Origin of the sequence: Streptomyces sp. NPDC056144 (assembly GCF_042264145.1) — a bacterium.
GTDB lineage: Bacteria > Actinomycetota > Actinomycetes > Streptomycetales > Streptomycetaceae > Streptomyces.
On the sequence record NZ_JBHJVF010000009.1, the window covers coordinates 203,388 to 225,163 of the forward strand.

General features: G+C 73.0%; 21 protein-coding genes. 7 read left to right on the forward strand and 14 right to left on the reverse strand.

The window, feature by feature from the left end; translation table 11 throughout:
- Positions 1 to 21 precede the first annotated feature (21 nt).
- Complete coding sequence (locus ACFC0Z_RS25905; RefSeq protein ID WP_376442374.1) at positions 22 to 1,200, reverse strand: glycerophosphodiester phosphodiesterase; 1,179 nt, start codon at positions 1,198 to 1,200, stop codon at positions 22 to 24.
- A 230-nt stretch (positions 1,201 to 1,430) separates the two neighbouring features.
- On the opposite strand from ACFC0Z_RS25905, the gene ACFC0Z_RS25910 reads away from it, so the two are divergent.
- Positions 1,431 to 2,102: a lysophospholipid acyltransferase family protein gene (locus tag ACFC0Z_RS25910; protein WP_376442376.1), complete on the forward strand. Its 672-nt coding sequence runs from the start codon at positions 1,431 to 1,433 to the stop codon at positions 2,100 to 2,102.
- 71 nt (positions 2,103 to 2,173) lie between these two features.
- Here ACFC0Z_RS25910 and ACFC0Z_RS25915 read toward each other — a convergent pair whose 3' ends face one another.
- The 3 genes from ACFC0Z_RS25915 to argH all read right to left on the reverse strand — a co-directional run bounded on the left by ACFC0Z_RS25915 (position 2,174) and on the right by argH (position 5,806).
- A complete protein-coding gene (locus ACFC0Z_RS25915) occupies positions 2,174 to 3,718 on the reverse strand; it encodes an MFS transporter (protein ID WP_376442379.1) in 1,545 nt (514 codons plus the stop codon).
- On the reverse strand, positions 3,715 to 4,269 hold the full coding sequence (locus ACFC0Z_RS25920) for a TetR/AcrR family transcriptional regulator (protein WP_376442381.1): 555 nt from the start codon (positions 4,267 to 4,269) through the stop codon (positions 3,715 to 3,717). Before ACFC0Z_RS25920 ends, ACFC0Z_RS25915 begins: the two co-directional genes overlap by 4 nt.
- A gap of 109 nt (positions 4,270 to 4,378) precedes the next feature.
- Positions 4,379 to 5,806 carry an argininosuccinate lyase gene (argH, locus tag ACFC0Z_RS25925; RefSeq protein WP_376442383.1) on the reverse strand — a complete coding sequence of 476 codons (1,428 nt, stop codon included), beginning with the start codon at positions 5,804 to 5,806 and terminating at the stop codon, positions 4,379 to 4,381.
- A gap of 208 nt (positions 5,807 to 6,014) precedes the next feature.
- On the opposite strand from argH, the gene ACFC0Z_RS25930 reads away from it, so the two are divergent.
- Both ACFC0Z_RS25930 and ACFC0Z_RS25935 read left to right on the forward strand, forming a co-directional pair.
- The gene (locus ACFC0Z_RS25930) at positions 6,015 to 7,361 is read left to right on the forward strand and encodes a hypothetical protein (protein ID WP_376442385.1); all 1,347 of its coding nucleotides are present in this window, start codon (positions 6,015 to 6,017) and stop codon (positions 7,359 to 7,361) included.
- A 90-nt stretch (positions 7,362 to 7,451) separates the two neighbouring features.
- Positions 7,452 to 8,162 (forward strand): L,D-transpeptidase, encoded by a 711-nt coding sequence (locus ACFC0Z_RS25935; RefSeq protein WP_376442388.1) that lies wholly within the window; start codon positions 7,452 to 7,454, stop codon positions 8,160 to 8,162.
- A gap of 25 nt (positions 8,163 to 8,187) precedes the next feature.
- On the opposite strand, the gene ACFC0Z_RS25940 is transcribed toward ACFC0Z_RS25935, so the two are convergent.
- The 5 genes from ACFC0Z_RS25940 to argC are packed head-to-tail and all read right to left on the reverse strand — an operon-like array spanning position 8,188 to position 13,066.
- Positions 8,188 to 8,718 (reverse strand): arginine repressor, encoded by a 531-nt coding sequence (locus ACFC0Z_RS25940; protein ID WP_033206443.1) that lies wholly within the window; start codon positions 8,716 to 8,718, stop codon positions 8,188 to 8,190.
- 7 nt (positions 8,719 to 8,725) lie between these two features.
- Positions 8,726 to 9,934: an acetylornithine transaminase gene (locus ACFC0Z_RS25945; RefSeq protein WP_376442391.1), complete on the reverse strand. Its 1,209-nt coding sequence runs from the start codon at positions 9,932 to 9,934 to the stop codon at positions 8,726 to 8,728.
- Positions 9,931 to 10,878: an acetylglutamate kinase gene (gene argB / locus ACFC0Z_RS25950; protein ID WP_376442394.1), complete on the reverse strand. Its 948-nt coding sequence runs from the start codon at positions 10,876 to 10,878 to the stop codon at positions 9,931 to 9,933. The genes ACFC0Z_RS25945 and argB overlap by 4 nt, the downstream gene beginning before the upstream one ends.
- The gene (gene argJ / locus ACFC0Z_RS25955; protein ID WP_376442396.1) at positions 10,875 to 12,041 is read right to left on the reverse strand and encodes a bifunctional glutamate N-acetyltransferase/amino-acid acetyltransferase ArgJ; all 1,167 of its coding nucleotides are present in this window, start codon (positions 12,039 to 12,041) and stop codon (positions 10,875 to 10,877) included. The genes argB and argJ overlap by 4 nt, the downstream gene beginning before the upstream one ends.
- Positions 12,038 to 13,066, reverse strand: a complete 1,029-nt coding sequence (argC, locus tag ACFC0Z_RS25960) for an N-acetyl-gamma-glutamyl-phosphate reductase (protein ID WP_376442511.1) — start codon at positions 13,064 to 13,066, stop codon at positions 12,038 to 12,040. The genes argJ and argC overlap by 4 nt, the downstream gene beginning before the upstream one ends.
- Positions 13,067 to 13,235: 169 nt before the next feature.
- Between argC and ACFC0Z_RS25965 the strand changes: the two genes are divergently transcribed.
- Together ACFC0Z_RS25965 and ACFC0Z_RS25970 are read left to right on the forward strand one after the other, a co-directional pair.
- Complete coding sequence (locus ACFC0Z_RS25965) at positions 13,236 to 14,555, forward strand: M48 family metalloprotease (protein ID WP_376442399.1); 1,320 nt, start codon at positions 13,236 to 13,238, stop codon at positions 14,553 to 14,555.
- 130 nt (positions 14,556 to 14,685) lie between these two features.
- Positions 14,686 to 15,087 (forward strand): VOC family protein, encoded by a 402-nt coding sequence (locus tag ACFC0Z_RS25970; protein WP_376442402.1) that lies wholly within the window; start codon positions 14,686 to 14,688, stop codon positions 15,085 to 15,087.
- Positions 15,088 to 15,100: 13 nt separating this feature from the next.
- Here ACFC0Z_RS25970 and ACFC0Z_RS25975 read toward each other — a convergent pair whose 3' ends face one another.
- From ACFC0Z_RS25975 to ACFC0Z_RS25990, 4 genes are all read right to left on the reverse strand, one after another.
- Positions 15,101 to 16,282 (reverse strand): methyltransferase, encoded by a 1,182-nt coding sequence (locus tag ACFC0Z_RS25975; protein ID WP_376442405.1) that lies wholly within the window; start codon positions 16,280 to 16,282, stop codon positions 15,101 to 15,103.
- A gap of 72 nt (positions 16,283 to 16,354) precedes the next feature.
- A complete protein-coding gene (locus ACFC0Z_RS25980) occupies positions 16,355 to 16,930 on the reverse strand; it encodes a histidine phosphatase family protein (RefSeq protein WP_376442408.1) in 576 nt (191 codons plus the stop codon).
- Between the two features lie 69 nt (positions 16,931 to 16,999).
- On the reverse strand, positions 17,000 to 17,461 hold the full coding sequence (locus ACFC0Z_RS25985) for a GNAT family N-acetyltransferase (protein ID WP_376442411.1): 462 nt from the start codon (positions 17,459 to 17,461) through the stop codon (positions 17,000 to 17,002).
- Between the two features lie 103 nt (positions 17,462 to 17,564).
- Positions 17,565 to 19,001: a PLP-dependent aminotransferase family protein gene (locus ACFC0Z_RS25990; RefSeq protein WP_376442414.1), complete on the reverse strand. Its 1,437-nt coding sequence runs from the start codon at positions 18,999 to 19,001 to the stop codon at positions 17,565 to 17,567.
- Here ACFC0Z_RS25990 and ACFC0Z_RS25995 point away from each other — a divergent pair.
- On the forward strand, positions 19,000 to 19,965 hold the full coding sequence (locus ACFC0Z_RS25995; protein ID WP_376442416.1) for a DMT family transporter: 966 nt from the start codon (positions 19,000 to 19,002) through the stop codon (positions 19,963 to 19,965). The genes ACFC0Z_RS25990 and ACFC0Z_RS25995 overlap by 2 nt on opposite strands.
- Before the next feature lie 88 nt (positions 19,966 to 20,053).
- Entirely contained in the window at positions 20,054 to 20,257 is a 204-nt protein-coding gene (locus ACFC0Z_RS26000) for a DUF1918 domain-containing protein (protein WP_376442419.1), read from the forward strand.
- A 96-nt stretch (positions 20,258 to 20,353) separates the two neighbouring features.
- Here ACFC0Z_RS26000 and ACFC0Z_RS26005 read toward each other — a convergent pair whose 3' ends face one another.
- Positions 20,354 to 21,625, reverse strand: a complete 1,272-nt coding sequence (locus ACFC0Z_RS26005; RefSeq protein ID WP_376442422.1) for a glycoside hydrolase family 10 protein — start codon at positions 21,623 to 21,625, stop codon at positions 20,354 to 20,356.
- Positions 21,626 to 21,776: the final 151 nt, after the last annotated feature.

A 21,776-nucleotide genomic window follows, 5' to 3' on the forward strand; every position in this document is an offset into this window, starting at 1 on the left:
GTACGCCCCCCCTCCACGGGCTCAGCCCCGGTCGGCGTCCGTGAGGTCCGCCGCCGCGAGCAGGGCCGTGTCCGCGTTGTCGGAGAAGATGCCGTCGATCCCCGTCTCCAGGTACCTCTTCAGCGCGCCGAAGGCGTCGCCGTACGCCGTCGGGTCCGTGCCCCGGCGGAAGTCGGCGGGCAGGAAGGCGTTCTCGTTGCGGTGCGTGTACGGGTGGAGGATCAGGCCCTCGGCGTGCGCGTCGCGGACGAGCGCGGTCGGCGCGGTGAGGCGGCCCGTGGCGTCCTTCGGGATCACCAGGTCGAGCGTGGGGCCGATGCCCTGCGCGTACGAGGCGATCCAGCGCAGGCCCTCGGGCGTGACGAGGTCGGCGACCGTGCGCGGGTCCCCGGCCTGCACGAAGTCCCAGGGGCGGGTGGCCGGGCCGGAGAGCAGGACCACGCGCGGGGAGTCGACCAGGCGCGCGAGGCGCTGGATGCTGCTCGGCTCGAAGGACTGGAGGAAGACCGGGGAGTTCGCGCGGTGGCGGCCGTACCGGCGCAGCAGCTTCGCGAGGCGCTCCTCCAGGCCGAGGCCGAGGGAGCGGAAGTAGGTGGGGTGCTTGGTCTCGACGTGGAGCCAGATCTCGCGGCCCCGGCGGCGCCCCTCCTCCTCGGCCCAGCGCAGCACCTCCTCGAAGGTGGGGACCGTCCAGCGGCCGTCGTAGAGCGTGTTCTCCTGGCGGGTGGCCGGGATGCGCTCCTTGGCGCGGAGGGTCTTGAGCTCGGCGAGCGTGAAGTCCTCGGTGAACCAGCCGGTGATCGAGGCGCCGTCGACGCTCTTGGTGGTCTTCCGGGAGGCGAACTCGGGGTGGTCGGCGACGTCGGTGGTGCCGGTGATGTCGTTCTCGTGGCGGCAGACGAGGTGGCCGTCCTTGGTGGGGACGAGGTCCTGCTCGATGACGTGGGCGCCGAGGTCGAGGGCGTGGCGGTAGGAGCCGAGGGTGTGCTCGGGGCGGTAGCCGCTGGCGCCGCGGTGGGCGATGACGGTGGGGACGGGCAGGGAGCGGTAGCCGCGGCCGGCGCCCCTGCCTTCCTTCCGCGCCTCGTCGGCGTGCGCGGTGCCCGCGGAGAAGGCGGTGGAGGCTCCCAGTACCGCCGCCGCTCCGGCCGCTCCGAGAACGGTCCGCCGTGCCGGCGTCCGGTGCGCGCCCTGTGTCATGAAGACTCCTCGTGTGTGATGTCCCGCACCTGTCAACGGGGGCTTCCGACGCTAGGCACGGCGCCCCTCCAGCGGCTTGACCTCCGCCGAACATGGCGGAAACACACGTCAACACTGCGTATCCGGTCGATGAACCCGATGTGCGGACGACCGGGACCCGCGAGTATCGTCCACAGCTGCACCGTCAGCTCGACAGGTCGACCGACCCGCGTCCCACCCCGGAGGAACCGTTGTCCCGTCTCGCGATCATCAAGGCAGTGCTCGGGCCGGTCATGCGCCTGATGTTCCGCCCCCGCGTGGAGGGCGCCGAGAACATCCCGGGGACCGGGCCCGTGATCCTCGCGGGGAACCACCTGACCTTCATCGACTCGATGATCATGCCGATCTGCCTGGACCGTCCGGTCTATTTCATCGGCAAGGACGAGTACGTGACGGGCAAGGGCGTCAAGGGCCGGGCGATGGCCTGGTTCTTCACCAGCGTCGGCATGATCCCGGTGGACCGGGACGGCGGCCGCGGCGGTGTCGCGGCGCTGATGACCGGGCGCCGGGTCCTGGAGGAGGGCAAGATCTTCTCGATCTACCCGGAGGGCACCCGCTCCCCCGACGGCCGTCTGTACCGGGGCCGTACGGGCATCGCGCGGCTGACGCTGATGACGGGCGCGCCGGTGATTCCGTTCGCGATGATCGGCACCGACAAGATCCAGCCGGGTGGCGCGGGCTTCCCGCGCCCGGGCAAGGTGACGGTCCGCTTCGGCGAGCCGATGGAGTTCTCGCGGTACGACGGGATGGACCGCGACCGGTACGTGCTGCGCGCGGTGACGGACTCGGTGATGACCGAGGTCATGCGGCTGTCCGGCCAGGAGTACGTGGACATGTACGCCACCAAGGCGAAGGCCGCGTAAGCCTCGTATACACAGGAAGGTGCCCCGTACGGCCGATGGCCGTACGGGGCACCTTCTTCTGTCCGTACGCGTCAGTGGCTGACGCCGTCCTCCAGCTTCTGGCCCTTCAGGAGGAACCAGGCGGCGACCGCGGCCGCGAGGAGGAACGCCGCGCCGACGCCGGCGGCGATGCGCAGGCCGTCCACGAAGGCGTCCTGGGCGGCGGTCACCAGGGCGGTGGCCGCCTCCGGGTCGAGGGCCCCGGCGGCCTCCACCGCGCCGCCGAGGGACTCGTGGGCGGCCGAGGCGACACCGGAGGGGACACCGGCCGGGGTCGCGAAGCCGCTGTAGACACCCGTCACGATCGAGCCGAGGACGGCGATGCCGAGGGCGGCGCCGAGCTCGTACGCGGTCTCGGAGACGGCGGAGGCCGCGCCGGCCTGTTCCTTCGGGACGCTGGACAGGATCACGTCGGCGGTGACGGTGAAGGCGAAGCCGCTGCCCACACCGACGACGAGGAGGCTCGCGCCGAGCATCGGGTAGCCGGTGGACTGGTCGATGCTCGTCAGGACCGCGAGGGAGAGTCCGATGGCGGCGAGACCGCCCGCCACGACGGACCGCACGGAGAACCGGCGGGCGACGAGACCGGCGGCGAGACCGGCCGTGACGGCGCCGATCGCGGCGGGGAGTTCGGCGAGACCGGCCTCCAGGGGCTGGCGGCCCTGGACCAGCTGGAGGAACTGGGAGAGGAAGAAGACCAGGCCGGAGAGGCCGAGGATGGTCAGCAGGTCGGCGAGGACGGCGCCGGAGAAGCCGCGGTTGCGGAACAGGCGCATGTCCAGGAGCGGGATCGGCAGGGTGAGCTGCCTGCGGACGAACCCGGTCAGGGCGGCGGCACCGGCGAGGGCGGCCACGACCGCGTCGAGGGAGAGGCCGTGGGAGGCCAGTTCCTTGATCGCGTAGACGACGCCGATCATGCCGACGAGGGAGAGGCCGACGCTGGGAAGGTCCCAGGGGCCCGGGTTCGGGTTCTTCGACTCGGGGATCAGCTTGGCGCCGACGAGGACCAGGACGGCCATGACGGGCAGGTTGATGAGGAAGACCGAGCCCCACCAGAAGTGCTCCAGGAGGAACCCGCCGACGACCGGTCCGACGGCCATGCCGGCCGAGGCCATGGCGCCCCAGATGCCGATGGCGAGGCTGCGCTCGCGCGGGTCGTGGAAGAGGTTGCGGATGAGCGCCAGGGTGGACGGCATGAGGGTCGCGCCGGCGACGCCGAGGAGGGCGCGGGCGGCGATCATCATCTCGGGGCTGGTCGCGTAGGCGTTCAGGACCGAGACGGCGCCGAAGGCGGTGGCGCCGATGAGCAGCAGCTTCTTGCGGCCGATGCGGTCGCCGAGGCTGCCCATGGAGACGAGGAGACCGGCGATGACGAAGGAGTAGACGTCGCCGATCCAGAGGAGCTGGGTGCCGGTGGGCTGGAGGTCCTCGGAGAGGAACGGGGTCGCCAGGCCCAGGACCGTGGCGTCGACGGCCACGAGCAGGACGGCCAGGACGAGGACGGAAAGGGCGAGCCACCGGCCGGGGCGGTGCGCGCCCTCGATATGGCTCTTGGTCTTGAGGGTGCTGGTGGTCACTTCTCCACGCTCCTGCGTGCTCCGCCGAGCAACAGCTCGACGATCATGTACTGGAAGTCCTTGGCGGCTACCCGGCCGTCCTGCACGGCCCAGGCGCCGGAACCGATGAGCCCGTAGAGGGCCTCGGTGAGCCAGGCGGGGGTCAGATCGATCCGGAAGACGCCCTGTTCCTGGCCGCGCCGGAAGAGGTCGGAGACCCGGGCGTCGAGCCGTTCCCAGCCCGCGTTGACCTGGTCGCCCTCGAAGAGCTGGTTCTCGGTGACGAGGAACGAGAGCAGGGGGGCCACGGTCTCCACCTCGGCGACGAGCCGTCGTACGGCCTCGTCGGCCGGGCCCTCGCCGGTGCGGGCCCGGTCGTGGGCCGCCTCCAGCTCCTGGATCCCGAGCTCCTCGAGCGCCCGCACCAGGGCGTCGCGCCCCGCGAAGTACCGGTGCAGCGTGGCCCGGCCGATCCCGGCGGCCCGCGCGACCTCGTCCATGGTGGCGGTCGCTTTGCGGGAGAGCAGGGTGGCGGCGCTGCGGAGCACCTGGGTGCGGCGGTCGTCTGACATGAGACGACCATACACCGAATGAGACATCAATGTCTCACCCGAGACATGATTGATCTAAAAAGCGCCGCCGCCCTCCCGGAGGAGAGCGGCGGCGCCGTGACGCGAGGGGCTACTTCTTGGCGTCGGCCCAGGCGTGCTGGATGACCAGGTCGGCCTTGACCTCGACGAGCTGGGTGGCGACGGCCGAGGGGGCCGTGCCGCCGCGACCGTCACGGGAGGCGAGGGCGCCGGGCACGTTGAGGACCGTGCGGACCTCGGGGGTGAGGTGCTCGGAGATCTTGGCGAACTGCTCGTCCGAGAGTTCGTCGAGCTCCTTGCCCTCCGACTCGGCGACCTTCACGCACTCGCCGGCCACCTCGTGCGCCACCCGGAACGGCACGCCCTGCTTGACCAGCCACTCGGCGATGTCCGTCGCGAGGGAGAAGCCGGCCGGGGCCAGTTCCTCCATGCGCTCGCGGTTGACCGTGAGGGTGGCCATCATGCCGGTGAAGGCGGGGAGCAGGACCTCCAGCTGGTCGCAGGAGTCGAAGACAGGCTCCTTGTCCTCCTGGAGGTCGCGGTTGTACGCGAGCGGGAGCGCCTTCAGGGTGGCGAGGAGGCCCGTCAGGTTGCCGATGAGACGGCCCGACTTGCCCCGCGCCAGCTCGGCGATGTCCGGGTTCTTCTTCTGCGGCATGATCGACGAGCCCGTGGAGAAGGCGTCGTGGAGGGTCACGAAGGAGAACTCCTTCGTGTTCCAGATGATGATCTCCTCCGCGATCCGCGAGAGGTTCACGCCGATCATCGCCGTGATGAAGGCGAACTCGGCGACGAAGTCACGGGAGGCCGTGCCGTCGATCGAGTTGCCGACCGAGCCGCGCTCGAAGCCGAGGTCCTTGGCGACCGCCTCCGGGTCGAGGCCGAGCGAGGAGCCCGCGAGGGCGCCGGAGCCGTACGGGGAGACCGCCGTCCGGGTGTCCCACTGGCGCAGCCGCTCGGCGTCCCGGGAGAGGGACTGGACGTGGGCCAGGACGTGGTGGGCGAAGAGCACCGGCTGGGCGTGCTGGAGGTGCGTACGGCCGGGCATGGCGACGTCCGCGTGGGCCTCGGCGAGGCCGACGAGCGCGTCCTGGAGCTCGGCGACGAGGCCGCCGATGATCCGGGCGTGGTCCCGCAGGTACATCCGGAAGAGCGTCGCGACCTGGTCGTTCCGCGAGCGGCCGGCGCGCAGCTTGCCGCCGAGGTCGGCGCCGAGGCGCTCCAGGAGGCCACGCTCCAGGGCGGTGTGGACGTCCTCGTCGGCGATGGTGCCGACGAAGGAGCCGTCGGCGACGTCCGCCTCCAGCTGGTCGAGTCCGGCGAGCATGCGGGTCAGCTCGTCCTCGGTGAGCAGGCCCGCCTTGTGCAGCACACGGGCGTGGGCGCGGGAACCGGCGATGTCGTACGGCGCGAGGCGCCAGTCGAAGTGGACCGACGCGGACAGCTTCGCGAGGGCCTCGGCGGGACCGTCGGCGAAGCGCCCGCCCCAGAGCCGGACGTCACCGTTGTTGCTGCTCACTGCTGCTCCTCGTTCGGACGTGGTCGGACGTGGGCGGGGGGCACGCGGCCCACCCTGGTAGGCATAACTATGCGGACCGCCGTATGTTTTGTCAATCGAGGTTCATGCGCCCCACCATCCGCGCGGCCCTCGCATCCGTGCGGCCCTCGCATCCGTGCGGCCCGAAAACCAGGGGCACGCGCGCGTGCCCCTCTCCTAGGCTCCGCCCATGGAAGACACGGACGCCACCGCGGCCGCACGCCTGGCGAGCGGTCTCCCGCTCCACGCGGTGATCGACATCTCGGACGCCGCCGCCTGGACCGCGCTCGACCTGGACCTGCGCGAGCTCGCCCGCACCCGCCCGTCCGCCCTTCCCCGCATGTCCTGGGCGACCGGCCGCCGCTTCCACTGGTCCTGGGACGCGCCCCTGCCCACCCTCGACCTCAGGCGCCGCGAGCCCGACGAGCCCGCGATCGCCGTCGCGCTCTGCCACGCCGACGGCCGGATCCGCGAGACCGCCCTCCGGCACGCGGCCCGCCTTCCCGCACCGGCCCTGCGCCCTCTCCTCCCTCTCGTGGCGATCCGCTGCGCGGACTGGGCGGAGCCGGTCCGCGAGCCCGCCCGCGACCTGCTGCGCTCCGCCCTGCCCGGCGTCGGGCCCGGAACGGCCGACGTCCTCGCGGCCGTCGTCCTGCGCGTCGCCGCCCGCAAGTACGGGGACGCCGCCGAGACCCTCCTGGAGGCGGCGCTCAGGGAGAGCCCCGCGCCCGTCCTCGACGCCGTCCTCGCGAGCCGGGACCGGGCCACCCGGCGCCTGGCCCACCGGATCGCGGTCGAACGGCGCCACCTCTCCCCCGAGCGGCTCTCCGAGTCCGCCGCCACCGACCCGGACCTGGTGATCCAGGACCTCTGCGCCGCCGGCACGGTGGCCCGGGTGACCCCTTCGAGCGCGCACGAGCTCCTCGCACCGCTGCTGCGCTCCCCGCACGGCCGCGTCCGCTCCGCCGGCGTGACGGCGCTGCGGCGGGCCGGGCGCCCGCAGGACGCCGAGGCCTTCCTCGCCGACCGGTCGGCCCTGGTGCGGGCCTGCGCGCGGTACGTGCTCCGGCAGTCCGGCGTCGAGGCCGCCCCGCTCTACCGGGAGCTGTGCGCGGGCGACGCGGTGCCCGGCCCGGCGCCCCTCGGCCTCGCCGAGTGCGGCACCCGCGAGGACATCGCCCTGCTGTGGCCGCTCACGGAGCACCCGGTCTCCGGCGTGCGCGCCCACGCGGTGGCCGGACTGCGCCTCCTGGAGGCGACGGACCTCCTGCGCCTGCTGCCGCTGCTCGACGACCCCTCGCCCCGCGTCGTACGGGAGACGGTGACCGCCCTCGTACCGTGGTCGGAGCGGCTGCCGGTGGACGAGCTGCGGGCGCGGCTCGACGCGGTGGAGAACCCGCGGCACGTGCGCGTGGGAGCGTTCCGGCTGCTCGCTGTCGCGTACGCCGACGACGAGCTGTGCGACCTCGTCTCGTGGCTGCTCTTCGACGAGGACGACAAGCTGCGGGCGTACGCCCACGCCACACTCTGCTGCTGACGGGCCCCCGGGGCACCGCGGGCCGCCGAACGGCCCCGTACGGCCCTGTACGGCGGGCGGGGACGTACGGACCGGCCTAGCGTCGCGGCCATGCGCACCCTGCTCGTCCTCGGCACCGCCCTGCTCTCGCTCGCCGCCGCGCCCGCACCCGCCCGCGTACCCGCCCCCGTTCCCGTAACGCTGCCCGGACGGATGGCGGACACCGGCGGCGGCTCGCAGCTGATCACGGCCGAGGCCGCCGACACGGGGGCCACGACGGGGGTCCTGACGTGGTGGGACCTGCGGGGCGGGCAATGGGTGCGGGCCGGGTCCGCGCCGGCGCGGTTCGGGGCCAACGGGCTCACCGAGGGGGCGACGCGGCGACAGGGGACGTCCACGACGCCGACCGGGCTGTTCCGGCTGCCGTACGCCTTCGGGACCGCGCCCGCGCCGCCGGGGAACGCGTACCGCTACGCGCGCGTGACGCGGGATTCGTGGTGGTGCCAGGACAACGACGCGCGCGCGTACAACCGCTGGGTGGAGGGGCTGCCGGAGGACTGCCGGGCCGCCGAGGCCGAGCACCTCGCCACGTACGACCCGCAGTACACGCACGCGCTCGTCGTCGGGTTCAACTACGACCGGCCGGTGCGCGGGCGCGGGGCCGGGATCTTCCTGCACGTGAACGGGCGCGGGACGACCGCGGGTTGCGTCTCGGTGCCCCTGGAGGCCATGCGCGCGGTGCTCGCCTGGGCGGACCCGGGGCGCGCACCGCACATCGCCGTCGGAACCAGGAGCGGTCCGACGGCGATCACGCGGTACTGAGCGGTACTGAGGTGCGCGGGAGCGGCTACTTCTGGGCCAGCTTCAGCAGGTGGTCGGCGAGCGCCTGGCCGCCCGTCGGGTCGCGGCTGATCAGCAGGAGCGTGTCGTCACCCGCGATCGTGCCGAGGATGGCGTGGAGTTCGGCCTGGTCGATGGCCGACGCGAGGAACTGGGCCGCGCCCGGCGGGGTCCGCAGGACCACGAGGTTCGCGGACGCCTCGGCGGAGATCAGCAGTTCACCGGAGAGGCGCCGCATGCGCTCCTCCTTGGCGGACTCGCCGAGCGGCGCCTGCGGGGTACGGAAACCGCCCTCGCTGGGCACCGCGTAGATGAGTTCGCCCCCGGTGTTGCGGATCTTCACCGCGCCGAGCTCGTCGAGGTCACGGCTGAGCGTCGCCTGGGTGACGCTCAGTCCGTCGTCCGCGAGGAGCTTGGCGAGCTGGCTCTGCGAGCGCACCGGCTGCCGGTTGAGGATGTCGACGATCCTGCGGTGGCGTGCGGTGCGGGTCTGCGGAACGGACGGCCCGCCGTGCTCGTTCTCCTGCGCGTCGGTCATCGTCGTCTCATTCTCCGCTTCGTCCTTGCCCGTTCGCCACGTCGAGGACCCCGGGCAGCGCCTCGACGAAGGCGTCCGCCTCGGCGTCGGTGAGGACCAGCGGAGGCATGATCCGTACGACGTCGGGGGCGGGCGCGTTGACCAGGAAGCCGGCGTCCTGAGCCGCCTGCTGCACCTGGGGTGCGAGGGGCTCGGTAAGCACGATACCCAGCAGGAGGCCCGCACCACGGACGTGGGAGACCAGCGGGTGGCCCAGACCCTCGATTCCCTGGCGCAGCCGCTCCCCCACCGCCTTGACGTGGTCGAGGGCCGCGTCGGCCCCGAGGACGTCGAGGACGGCGAGTCCGGCGGCGCAGGCGATCGGGTTGCCGCCGAAGGTCGTGCCGTGGTGGCCGGGGGCGAAGAGCTCCGCGGCCTCGCCGAAGGCGACGGTCGCGCCGAGCGGCAGGCCGCCGCCGAGGCCCTTGGCGAGGGTGACGACGTCGGGCTCGATGCCCTCCTCCGCCTGGTACGCGAACCAGTGGCCGCAGCGGCCGATGCCGGTCTGGACCTCGTCGAGGACGAGGAGCGTGCCGGTGGCGCGGGTGATCTCCCGGGCCGCCTTGAGGTAGCCGGCGGGCGGGACGACGACGCCGTTCTCGCCCTGGATGGGCTCGATGATCACGAGCGCGGTCTCCTCGGTGACCGCGGCACGCAGGGCCTCCGCGTCGCCGTACGGGACGTGGGTCACGTCGCCGGGCAGCGGCAGGAAGGGGGTCTGCTTGCCGGGCTGGCCGGTGAGCGCGAGGGCGCCCATGGTCCGGCCGTGGAAACCGCCCTGGGTGGCGACCATGTGGGTGCGGCCGGTGAGCCGGCCGAGCTTGAACGCGGCCTCGTTGGCCTCGGCGCCCGAGTTGCAGAAGAAGACCCGGCCGGGGCGGCCGAAGTGGGAGAGCAGCCGCTCGGCGAGGGCGACGGGCGGCTCGGCGACGAAGAGGTTGGAGACGTGGCCGAGGCTGCGGACCTGGCGGCTCACGGCCTCGACGACCGCCGGGTGGGCGTGGCCGAGCGCGTTGACGGCGATGCCGCCGACGAAGTCCGCGTACTCCTTGCCGTCGGCGTCCCAGACCTTGGCGCCCTCACCGCGGACGAGCGGCAGCTTCGGGGTGCCGTAGTTGTCCATGAGGGAGCCCTGCCACCGCTGGGTCAGCTCCGCGTTGGTCGGGTTGTCGCTCATTTCGCCCCCTGGTCGTCCGGCACGACCATCGTGCCGATGCCCTCGTCGGTGAAGATCTCCAGCAGGATCGAGTGCTGGACGCGGCCGTCGATCACGCGGGCCGTGGTGACCCCGTTCCGTACGGCGTGCAGGCAGCCCTCCATCTTGGGGACCATGCCGCTGGAGAGCTCGGGCAGCAGCTTCTCCAGCTGGCTCGCGGTGAGCCGGCTGATGACCTCGTCGCTGTTCGGCCAGTCCTCGTAGAGGCCCTCGACGTCGGTCAGGACCATCAGCGTTTCGGCGCCCAGCGCCGCAGCGAGTGCCGCAGCCGCCGTATCAGCATTGACGTTGTAGACATGTCCGTCGTCCTGGGAGCGGGCGATGGAGGAGATGACCGGGATCCGGCCGTCCTCGAGGAGCGCCTCTATGGCGCCGGTGTCGATGGCGGTGATCTCGCCGACCCGGCCGATGTCGACCGTCTCGCCGTCGATGACCGGCTGGTGCTTGGTGGCGGTGATGGTGTGCGCGTCCTCGCCGGTGAGGCCGACGGCGAGCGGGCCGTGCTGGTTGAGCAGCCCGACGAGCTCGCGCTGCAGCTGGCCGGCGAGGACCATCCGTACGACGTCCATGGCGTCCTCGGTGGTGACCCGGAGGCCGGCCTTGAACTCGCTGACGATGCCGTGCCGGTCGAGCGCGGCGCTGATCTGCGGGCCGCCGCCGTGCACGACGACCGGCTTGAGGCCGGCGTGGCGCAGGAAGACGACGTCCTGGGCGAAGGCGGCCTTGAGGTCGTCGTCGATCATGGCGTTGCCGCCGAACTTGATGACGACCGTCTTGCCGTGGTGGCGGGTCAGCCAGGGCAGGGCCTCGATGAGGATCTGCGCCTTGGGGAGGGCGGTGTGCTTCCGCGCGGTGTTGGAGTTCGCCTTGTTGTCGGCGTCGTTGTCGTTGTCGTTGTCGCTCATGACGAGTACGCGCTGTTCTCGTGGACGTAGTCGGCGGTCAGGTCGTTCGCCCAGATGACGGCGGACTCGGTGCCGGCGGCGAGGTCGGCGGTGATGGTGACCTCCCGGTAGCGCATGTCGACGAGGTCGCGGTCCTCGCCGACCGAGCCGTTCTTGCAGACCCAGACGCCGTTGATGGCGACGTTGAGCCGGTCCGGCTCGAAGGCGGCCCGGGTGGTGCCGATGGCGGAGAGGACACGGCCCCAGTTGGGGTCCTCGCCGTGGATGGCGCACTTGAGGAGGTTGTTGCGGGCGATGGAGCGGCCCACCTCGACGGCGTCGTCCTCGGTCGCGGCGTTCACGACCTCGATGCGGATGTCCTTGCTGGCGCCCTCGGCGTCGCCGATGAGCTGGCGGGCGAGGTCGTCGCAGACGGCCCGCACGGCCTCGGTGAAGGCGTCCTGCGCGGGCGTGACGCCGGAGGCGCCGGAGGCGAGGAGCAGGACGGTGTCGTTGGTGGACATGCAGCCGTCGGAGTCGACCCGGTCGAAGGTGACGCGGGTGGCGCCCCGGAGCGCGCCGTCGAGGCCCTTGGCGTCGACGTCGGCGTCCGTGGTGAGGACGACGAGCATGGTGGCGAGGCCGGGGGCGAGCATGCCCGCGCCCTTCGCCATGCCGCCGACGGTCCAGCCGTCCCGGGAGACCACGGCGGTCTTGTGGACGGTGTCGGTGGTCTTGATGGCGATGGCGGCCTTCTCGCCGCCGTGCTCGGAGAGCTCGGCCCCGGCCTTCTCGACGCCGGGGAGGAGCTTGTCCATGGGGAGGAGGACGCCGATGAGGCCGGTGGAGGCGACGGCGATCTCGCCGGCGCCGACCTCCGTGCCCAGGCCGGTGAGGACCTCGGCGACCTTCTCGGCGGTGGCGTGGGTGTCCTGGAAGCCCTGCGGGCCGGTGCAGGCGTTGGCTCCGCCGGAGTTGAGGACGACGGCGGTCAGCTCGCCGTCGGCGAGGACCTGCTGGGACCAGACGACGGGGGCGGCCTTGACGCGGTTGGAGGTGAAGACTCCCGCGGCGGCGCGGCGGGGCCCGGTGTTGACCACGAGGGCCAGGTCCGGGTTGCCGTTCTGCTTGATCCCGGCGGCGATGCCCGCCGCCGTGAATCCCTTCGCTGCGGTCACGCTCACGGCGCAACTCCAATCGTGGAAAGTCCGGTGTCCTCAGGGAGGCCCAGGGCGATGTTCATGCTCTGCACCGCACCGCCGGCGGTGCCCTTGGTGAGGTTGTCGATGGCGCTGATGGCGATGATCCGGTTCGCGGCGGCGTCGTACGTGACCTGCACCTGAACGGCGTTGGAACCGTAGACGGACGCCGTCGCCGGCCACTGGCCCTCGGGCAGGAGGTGGACGAAGGGCTCGTCCGCGTACGCCTTCTCGTACGCCGCCCGTACGGCCTCGGCGGTGACGCCCGGCTTCGCGGAGGCGGTGCAGGTGGCGAGGATGCCGCGGGGCATCGGGGCCAGGGTCGGCGTGAAGGAGACGGTGACCCGCTCCCCCGCCGGACCGCTGAGGTTCTGGATCATCTCGGGGGTGTGGCGGTGGCCGCCGCCGACGCCGTACGGGGACATGTTGCCCATGACCTCGCTGCCGAGGAGGTGCGGCTTGGCGGCCTTGCCGGCGCCGGAGGTGCCGGAGGCTGCGACGATGACCGCCTCGGGCTGGGCGAGACCGCTCTCGTACGCCGGGAAGAGCGCGAGCGAGACGGCGGTCGGGTAGCAGCCGGGGACGGCGACGCGCTTGGAGCCCTCCAGGGCGGCGCGGGCGCCGGGCAGTTCGGGGAGGCCGTAGGGCCAGGTGCCGGCGTGCGGGGAGCCGTAGTACGTCTCCCAGTCGGCCGGGTCCTTGAGGCGGAAGTCGGCGCCCATGTCGACGACGAGCACGTCGGGGCCGAGCTGCTCGGCGACGGCGGCCGACTGGCCGTGCGGGAGCGCCAGGAAGACCACGTCGTGCCCCGCGAGCTCCTCGGCCTCGGTCGGCGCGAGGACGCGGTCGGCGAGCGGGAGCAGGTGCGGCTGGAGGGCACCGAGCTTCTGACCGGCGTTGGAGTGACCGGTCAGGGTGCCGATCTCGACGTGGGGGTGGGCGAGGAGCAGACGCAGCAGTTCCCCACCCGCGTACCCGCTCGCACCGGCGACCGCCGCTCGCACCTTCATCGCTTTCGTCTCCGCTGCCATCGAAACCCTCCTCATGGATGGCATGACTATACGTGCATCCGCAGTTTTATGCAACGAACCGTCGATGGCCGCGAAATATGGCCGGATACCCTCTCCGCCACGAAGGAAACGGTCCGGCCGAGGCTGGACCATGGGGAGGGAACAGCACATGTCGGTGACGACGGACGTCGCCCAGGGGGCCGGGAGACAGTGCCCGGAGTGCGGGACGGCGCTGACCGGAGGAGGGCGCTTCGTCGCCTGGTGCGCCTCGTGCGACTGGAACGTCGCCCCGGAGGAAGAGGGCGACGGCCCCGCCGGACGGATCGAACGGATACGACGGACTCTGGCGCGGCGCCACGGGGAGCAGCTCTTCCACGACCTGGGCGCGGGCGACAACGGGGGCACAGGACTCGGCGGAAGCACCGGGAAGCCGCCCCGCGACGTCTCCGGGATGCTCGCCGCCGCCCTCGCGGTCGGCGTGCACGGCGTCACCCTCGCCCTTTTCGCGGGCGGCCTCTGGCTGGCCGTCACGGGCTGGGGCAAGGGTGTCCAGCCCGTACTGGCGGCGTTCCTGCTCCTCCTGGGCTTCCTGCTACGACCCCGGTTCGCCCGCCTCGCGAAGGTCGAGGACCGGCTGCCCGTGCTGCGCCGGGGCGACGCTCCCCGGCTGTTCGCGCTGCTCGACGAGGTCGCCACGAGCGCCGGGACCACGGGCGTACGGGCGGTGGTGATCGACGCCGACGCCAACGCCTCGGTGACGACGTACGGCATCCGCCAGGACCGGGTGCTGCGCCTCGGTCTCGGCCTGTGGCAGACACTGTCCCCGCAGGAGCGGATCGCGCTCCTCGGCCACGAGTTCGGGCATTACGCCCACGGGGACACCCGGCACTCCCTGGTCGTCGGCAACGCCTTCCGCTCGCTGTCCACCTGGCGCTACGCCCTGGCCCCCGAGCACGCCGACAGCCTCATGGGGCACTTCGTGAACCTGATGACCGCGCTGCCCCGGCTCTTCGTGGAGGGCGTCCTCGTCCTCCTCGACCACCTGACCCTGCGGGCCTCGCAGCGCGCCGAGTACCTCGCCGACACGACCGCCGCGCACGCGGGCGGCTCGGAGGCGGCGGCCCGCCTGATGGACCGGCTGCTCGTCGCCGACAGCGTCATGGCGGAACTCCAGCGGGAGGCCGTGGCCGCGCGGACCCGGATCGGCGGGCGGCGCGGCGACGACCCCGCCGAGGGGCTGTGGGAGCGGCTCACCGCCCACGCCGCGTCCGTCCCGGAGAACGAGTACGAACGCCTGCGCCGCGTCGCCGAACTGCGCGGGCACAGCGTGGACTCCACCCACCCGCCCACCCACCTGCGCCACCGCCGCCTCGCCGGGGGAGAACCGCGCGAGGCCGGGATCGTCCTGGACGCGGCGCGGGCGGCGGAGATCGACACGGAACTCGCGGAGGCCCGTCGGGTCATCGCCCGCGAGGTCGTACGGGGATGAGCCGCGCCCCGCGAGGGCTCGTCAACCTGACGTGACGGGGGCGCCCTCGGGGTCGTGTCCGGGGCACGTAAGGGAGAAGCGAGGGTGATCCCCGAGGCGCGGGACGGGGCCGCTCCTCTACCGTCGAGACATGATCATCGATGCACGGAACCACGTACGGATCGCCCGCCCCTCGCGGGACCTCGCCGCCACCGAGCGGTTCTACGTCGACGGGCTCGGCCTCGACGTGCGGTGGCGGACGACGGCTCGGGAGCCGGGCAAGCACGACCTGCTCATGGTCGGGCCGGCGGGCGGCGGCTGGCACTTCGAGCTGACGCGGGATCCGGAGAATCCGGTGGAGCCGGCCCCAACCGTCGAAGACCTGTTCGTCGTCTATCTCGGCGCGCCTGTGGAGGAGGAGCAGGTCGAGAGACTGATAGCCGCCGGGGGGACCCGGGTGGCCGCGCACAACCCGTACTGGGACGAGTTCGGCGTCACCGTGGTCGATCCCGACGGCTATCAGCTCGTGCTCTGCTCGCGCAGCTGGGAGTGACGCCGCCTCGGCCTCAGCGGTCGCGGTCGCGGTCGGGCTGGCGTACGGCCCTGAGGACCACGAACTTCGCGTCGCTCGCCACCAGCTCGCTGTTGCCGAAGATCCGGCGCAGGGTCACGTGGTAGCCGAGGTGGCGGTTGCCGATGACCCAGAGCTCGCCGCCCGGTCGCAGCGCGCGGCGGGCGTCGGTGAACATCCGGCGGGCGGTGCGGTCGGTGGTGGCCTGGTGGCTGTGGAACGGCGGGTTGTTCAGCACCAGGTCGAAGGAGCCGGCGGGCAGCTCGGTGAGGCCGTCGCCGACGTGGAACTCGACGTCGCGGTCGGTGCCGACGTGGGTACGGAAGTTCTCCTTCGCCGAGGCGACCGCCGGGTAGGACTCGTCGGCGAGGACGAGCTCCGCGTCGGGCTCGGAGAGCGCGACGGCGAGGCCGACCACGCCGTTGCCGCAGCCGAGGTCAGCGACGCGGGCCCGGCCCAGGTCACCGGGGAGGTTCTTGAGGAAGAACCGGGTGCCGATGTCGAGGCGGTCGGCGCAGAAGACACCGGCGTGGTTGGTGACGCTCAGCCCGGGGAGGCCCGGCGCGGGGGTGTCCGCCGGCAGGTCGTACCGGTGCGGCCACGGGTTCGCGCCCGGAGTGAGGGCCGGGTCGGGGGTCGCGTGGATCAGCCGGGCCTTCTTCACCGCGAGCGAGGTGCGCGTGGGGCCGATGATCCGCTCGAAGAGGCGGAGGGTGGAGGTGTGGATCTCCTTGACCATGCCGGTGCCGATGACGACGGTGCCCTCGTGCACGGCGGGGGCGAGCCGGTGCAGCTGGTCCTCCAGGAGCGCGAGGCTCTTGGGGACGCGGACGAGGAGCACGTCGATCCGCTCGGGCGGCGGGTCCAACGTGGTCAGCAGGCGTACGGCCCCGGGGGCGGCGCCGGCGCGCGCGAGGTTGGCGCGGGTGGCCTGCTGGCCGAGGTACGAGTCGGTGATCTGGACGACCTCGGCCGGGCCCGCGGCCTGCAGGGCGGTGGCGAGGGCTCCCCAGCGGTCGCCGACGACGGCGACGGTGCCGGAGAGGTCGGTACCGCTCTCGGCCAGGTGGCCCAGGAGGTATTCGTCGGCCGCGTCCCAGGCGCGCAGCTGGTCGCGCGGGTCCTCGGGAAAGCGGGTCAGCGTGAAGGCGCCCCATGACGTGGTCAAACGGTTCATCGTGGTCTCAGGCTAGCCGGTCGCGGTCGGATCCACCGCCGCAGGCGACTCCCCCCGGACCCTCGGGGCGGCTCAGTGCGTGGCCGCGTCGAGCTGGAGGTGCCAGAGGCCCGGGCGGCCGGCGAGGGTGACGGTGGAGAGGGGGCGGACGTCGACGTTCCAGTAGGTGGCCGGCGGGGCCTTGAGGGCGTAGACGAGCGCGGCGCGGACGACGGACGGTTCGGCGACGGCGACGATGGCGCCGTCGTCGGCGGGGCGGGTGTCGAGCCAGTTCCCTATCCGCGTGATGAAGGCGAGGAGGGGTTCGCCGCCGTGCGGGGCGCTGCGGGCGTCGGTGAGCCAGGCGTCGACGGCGGCCGGTTCGAGGGCGGCGACCTCGGCGAGGGTGAGGCCGCGCCAGCGGCCCATGTCGCACTCGCGCAGCGCGGGCTGGACGAGGGGGGCGTAGCCGAGGGCGGTGCCGGTGGCGCGGGCGCGCGGGGTCGGGGAGCAGTAGCGGAGTTCGGCCGCGCCCAGCGGGATGAGCGCGGGCGCGGCGACCTGCACCTCGTACCAGCCGGCCTCGTCGAGCGGCCGGTCGTCGTCGAAGCGTTCGGCGAGCAGGGAGGAGCTGCGCGCCGCTGTGACGAGCGTCACTCGAAGACCCATGGCCGCGATCGTGAGGCCGGTGGCCCGTTCGGTCAAGAGGTCGATTTCCGTGACCGGAGGGGCCTCGGGTCACTGCTGCCCGAGAGCCATCCACTTGTCCGGATTCTGGAGTGGCGTGAAACCGACCTTCTCGTACACGCCGTGGGCGTCGGCGGTGGCGAGCATGATGCGGCGGAGCCCGTACGGCGCCAGGTGGTCGCGGACGGCGGCGACGAGGGCGGTGCCGAGTCCGGTGCCGCGCGCGGGCCGGTCGACGTAGACGTCGCAGAGCCAGGCGAAGGTGGCGTAGTCGGTGACGACCCGGGCGTAGGCGGCGATCTCGCCGGTGTCTTGGCGGTAGGCGCCGAAGTTGAGGGAGCCGGCCATGGCCGCCTCGTGCTTCGCGCGAGGTCGGCCGTGGGCCCAGTAGGAGTCGGTGGAGATCCAGTGGTGGACGCGGTCCACGTCGATCCGCGCGGGGTCGGCTGAGATCTCGTACGCCCCGTGCATGACGGGGCCGGCGGGGAGGGTGGGGGTCGCGGTGTCGCTCATGGCGGGAGGGTCGCAGGACGGCGGGGAGCGTGTCATGCGGTTTTGCCGGAGGCAGGGTCCGGCCGGTGTCGCGGCGGACTCCCGCCCCCGGACGGGGAGGGGCTCAGGCGGTGAGCTCGTCGGCGGCCGCCCGCAGGCGGCGCACGCCCTCCGCGATCTCGACGGGGCCCGCGACACCCGCGAAACTCAGCCGGATGTGCCCGGCGGGGGGTTCCGCGCAGAAGTAGGGGCGGCCGGGGGCCACCGAGACGCCGGTGCGCAGGGCGGCGGCGAGGAGCGCCGCCTCGGGCAGCGCGTCGGGCAGGCGCAGCCAGAGGTGGTACCCGCCGGAGGGCACGCGGGGCAGGGCGAACTCGGGGAGGTGGCGGGCGACGGCGGCCGTCATGACCTCCCGGCGGCTCCTGAGCTCCTGGGAGACGGCCCGCAGGTGGCGGGGCCAGGCCGGGGCGCCGACGAGTTCGAGCGCGGCCTCCTGGAGGGGGCGGGGGACGAAGAAGCTGTCGACGACCTGGATGGCGCGCAGCCGCTGCAGGACGGGACCCCGGGCGGCGAGGGCGCCGACGCGCAGGCTGGGTGAGGTGGGCTTGGTGAGCGAGCAGACGTGGACGACGACGCCGTCGGGGTCGTCGGCGGCGAGCGTCGGCGGCAGCGGTCCGGCGTCCTCGTGGGCCATGCGGCGGGCGAAGTCGTCCTCGACGACGAAGGCTCCGGCGGCCCGGGCGATGCGGACGACCTCGCGGCGCCGCTCGGGAGGGAGCGCGGTGCCCGTCGGGTTCTGGAAGAGCGGCTGGCAGACGAGGACCCGGGCGCCGGTGGCGCGGAAGGCGGCTTCGAGGAGGTCGGGGCGGACGCCGTCGGCGTCGGCCGGCACGGGGACGGGGCGGCAGCCGTGGGCACGGGCGACGGCGAGCATGCCGGGGTAGGTCGGCGACTCGACGAGGACGGGGGTGCCGGGCGGGGCGAGCGCGCGCAGGGCGGTGGTGAGGGCGGACTGCCCGCCCGCGGTGATCAGCACCTCGGCGGCGGTGACGCTGCCGCCGATCTCGCGGGCGAACCAGGCGCGCAGTTCGGGCAGGCCGTCGGCGGGCGGCCGGGTCCAGGCGCCCGGGCGGCGTCCGGCGCGGGCGAGGGCGGCGGCGAGGGCCTGCTCGGGCATGAGGGAGGGGTGCAGATAGCCGCCGTTGAACTCGATCACCCCGGGCGGCGGCGGGGCGAGGGTGACGAGGACGCCGGAGGCGTCGACGGAGCGCGGGACGATCTCGGTGGCGGTGTCGGCGCTGAGCGCCAGCTCCTGCCAGGAGGTGTCCCCGGTGACCGGGGTGGCCGTGCGCGGTTCGGCGCGGAAGGCGCCGGCGCCGGGGCGGGTGACGACGAGGCCCTCGGCGGAGAGCTGGGCGAGGGCCCGGCTGACCGTCACCGGCGAGACGCGGAAGCGCTCGACGAGGGCCCGGCTCGACGGCAGCTTTCCACCAGGAGAGTAGCGGTCGAGTTCCGACCTCAGGGATTCCGCCAATTCAGCGACACTGCTACGCTCATGCATGAGAGCACACGATAGCGCTACTGCCAGCCAGACGATAGCGGTCACCGCGAGCGAGCGAAGCGCCACCACCGCTACCGGGGCCGTCGCGACCGGGGCCGGCACCCCCTCCCGGACGCGCGGCACCCTGCTCGCCCTGCTCGGCGTGATCTCCTTCTCGCTGACCTTCCCGTCGACCGTCTGGGGCCTGGAGAGCTTCGGCCCCTGGTCCCTGGTCGCCGTGCGTTCCACCCTCGCCGCTCTCATCGCCGGCGCGTTCCTCCTCGCCGGCCGGGTGCCGCTGCCGGAGCGCCGCCACTGGGCCGGGCTCGCCGTGGTCGCCGGCGGCGTGGTCGTCGGCTTCCCCCTGCTGACGACCCTGGCGCTGCAGACCTCCACCACCTCCCACGCCGCCGTCGTCGTCGGCCTGCTGCCGCTCACCACGGCGACCCTCGCCGCGATCAGGACCGGCCGCCGCCCGTCCCGTACGTTCTGGTGCGCGGCCGTCGCCGGAGCCGTGGTGGTCATCGCCTTCACGCTCAAGGAGAGCGGCGGCGCGCTGTCCACGGGCGACCTGTACCTCTTCGGCGCGCTGCTCGTCTGCGCCGCCGGCTACACCGAGGGCGGGCGGCTGGCGGCCCTCATGCCGGGCTGGCAGGTCATCGGCTGGGCCCTGGTGTTCTGCCTGCCGCTGATGGTCGCCGCATCTGCGGTCGCACTGTCGGTCGAGCCGGTCCACCTCAACGCCCACGGCGTCATCGGCCTGATCTGGGTGGCCGCCGGTTCCACCTTCTTCGGCCTGTACGTCTGGTACCGGGGCATGGCGGAGATTGGCATCCCCAAGGCGAGCCAGCTCCAGCTGGCCCAGCCGCTCCTGACCCTGTTCTGGTCGGTGTTCCTGCTCGGCGAGACCCTGCCGCTGGCCGCCCCGCTCGCCGCCGTGAGCGTCCTGGTCTGCATCGCGGTCACCCAGCGGGCCAAGGGCTGACCCGCCGGGCGGAGGCCCGTCGCGAGGGCCACAATGGCAGTCAGGGGCCCCGATGAGGTCACGGCTCGTTCGCGAGGAGGTCATCCCGATGCAGGCGAGCGTGGGCGACAAGCTACTGGTGCACGGCCGGACCGTCGGTCACCACGACCGCACGGCGAAGGTCCTTCAGGTACTGGGGGACGACGGCGCTCCCCCGTACCGCGTGAAGTTCGAGGACGACGGTCACGAGGCCCTGATGTCGCCGGGCCCCGACACCGTCGTACGCCATCAGCCGGAGGCGGAGGCCCGCTGAGCCCGGAGACGGAGGCCCGCTGAGCCCGGAGACGGAGGCCGCCGGGCCTCCCCCGCCGGCACCCTCAGGCCCGCCGAGCCTCCCCCGCCGGCGCTCTCAGGCCCGCTGCGCCCTCGTCAACGGCGGACGGACCCTGGTCGCGTAGTGGTCGGCCACCACGGTGGCCATCGCCCCGGTCGTGTCCGCCGCGACCTCGCGCGCCGCGAAGAAGGCGTGCCCGCCGACCGACTGGTAGCGGTGGGCGAGCGCCAGGTGGCGTGACAGTTCCTTCGGGTCCTGCCAGGCCGCGGGCTGGGCGGGGTCGCCCGCCTTGTAGAGCGCCTCGCCGATGTAGAGGTTGACGCCGGTCCCCCGGACGACCGCGTCCCACCAGGGCAGCAGCTTGGCGTAGTCGGCGGCCTCCAGGCCGATGTTCCAGTACAGCTGCGGCACCACGTAGTCGATCCAGCCCCGCTGGATCCACTTCCGCGTGTCGGCGTACAGGTCGTCGTAGGTCTGCACCCCGGCCCGGGAGTCCGAGCCCAGCGGGTCGGTGGTCTTGTTCCGCCAGACACCGAAGGGGCTGATGCCGAAGGACACGCCCTTGCGGGTCGCCTTGATCCGGGTCGCCGTCTCGGAGACCAGCAGGTCGATGTTGTTCCGCCGCCAGGACGCCTTGTCGGGGAAGCCCGCGCCGTGCGCCGCGTAGGCGGCGTCGTCGTCGAAGACCTGGCCGGCGACCGGGTACGGGTAGAAGTAGTCGTCCCAGTGCACGGCGTCGATCGCGTAGCGCCGTACCGCGTCCAGCATCGCGTCCTGGACGAAGCGCCGGACCGCCGGGATGCCGGGGTTGTAGTACAGCTTCCCGCCGTAGGGCACGACCCACTCCGGGTGGAGCCGGGCCGGGTGGTTCGCGGCCAGCCGGGTCGGGTCGGCGTGGTTCGCCACCCGGTACGGGTTGAACCAGGCGTGCAGTTCGAGCCCGCGCGCGTGGGCCTCCGTGACGGCCGTGCTCAGCGGGTCCCAGCCCGGGTCGCGGCCCTGCGTGCCGGTCAAGCACTGCGCCCAGGGCTCGTACGGGGAGGGCCACAGCGCGTCGGCACTCGGCCGGACCTGGAGGATCACCGCGTTGAGCCGCCGCTTGACGGCCGTGTCGAGATGGGCGAGGAGTTCGGCGCGCTGCGCGGCGGCGGTCAGGCCGGGGGCGGAGGGCCAGTCGCGGTTCTGGATCGTGGCCACCCAGACCCCGCGGAAGTCGCCGTGCGGGTACGGTCCCTTCCTCGGCCGGACGCGGTGCGCCCCGTTCAGTGTCCGGGCCACGGTCTGGACGGCGGCAGGGGCCTCCGTCGCCATGGCGGTCGCGGCGAGCGCCACACCCGTGGCCCCCACAACGAATCCCCTTCTCCCGATATGTCCCACTTCGCGCCCTTCCCTGTCGGATACGTCACACGCACCCGGACAGCATGCACGCTCCGGACGATCGATCATCGGTTAATGAGCGGTAACGTCGTGGCGTCGAGGTGGGCGCACCGGAATCACA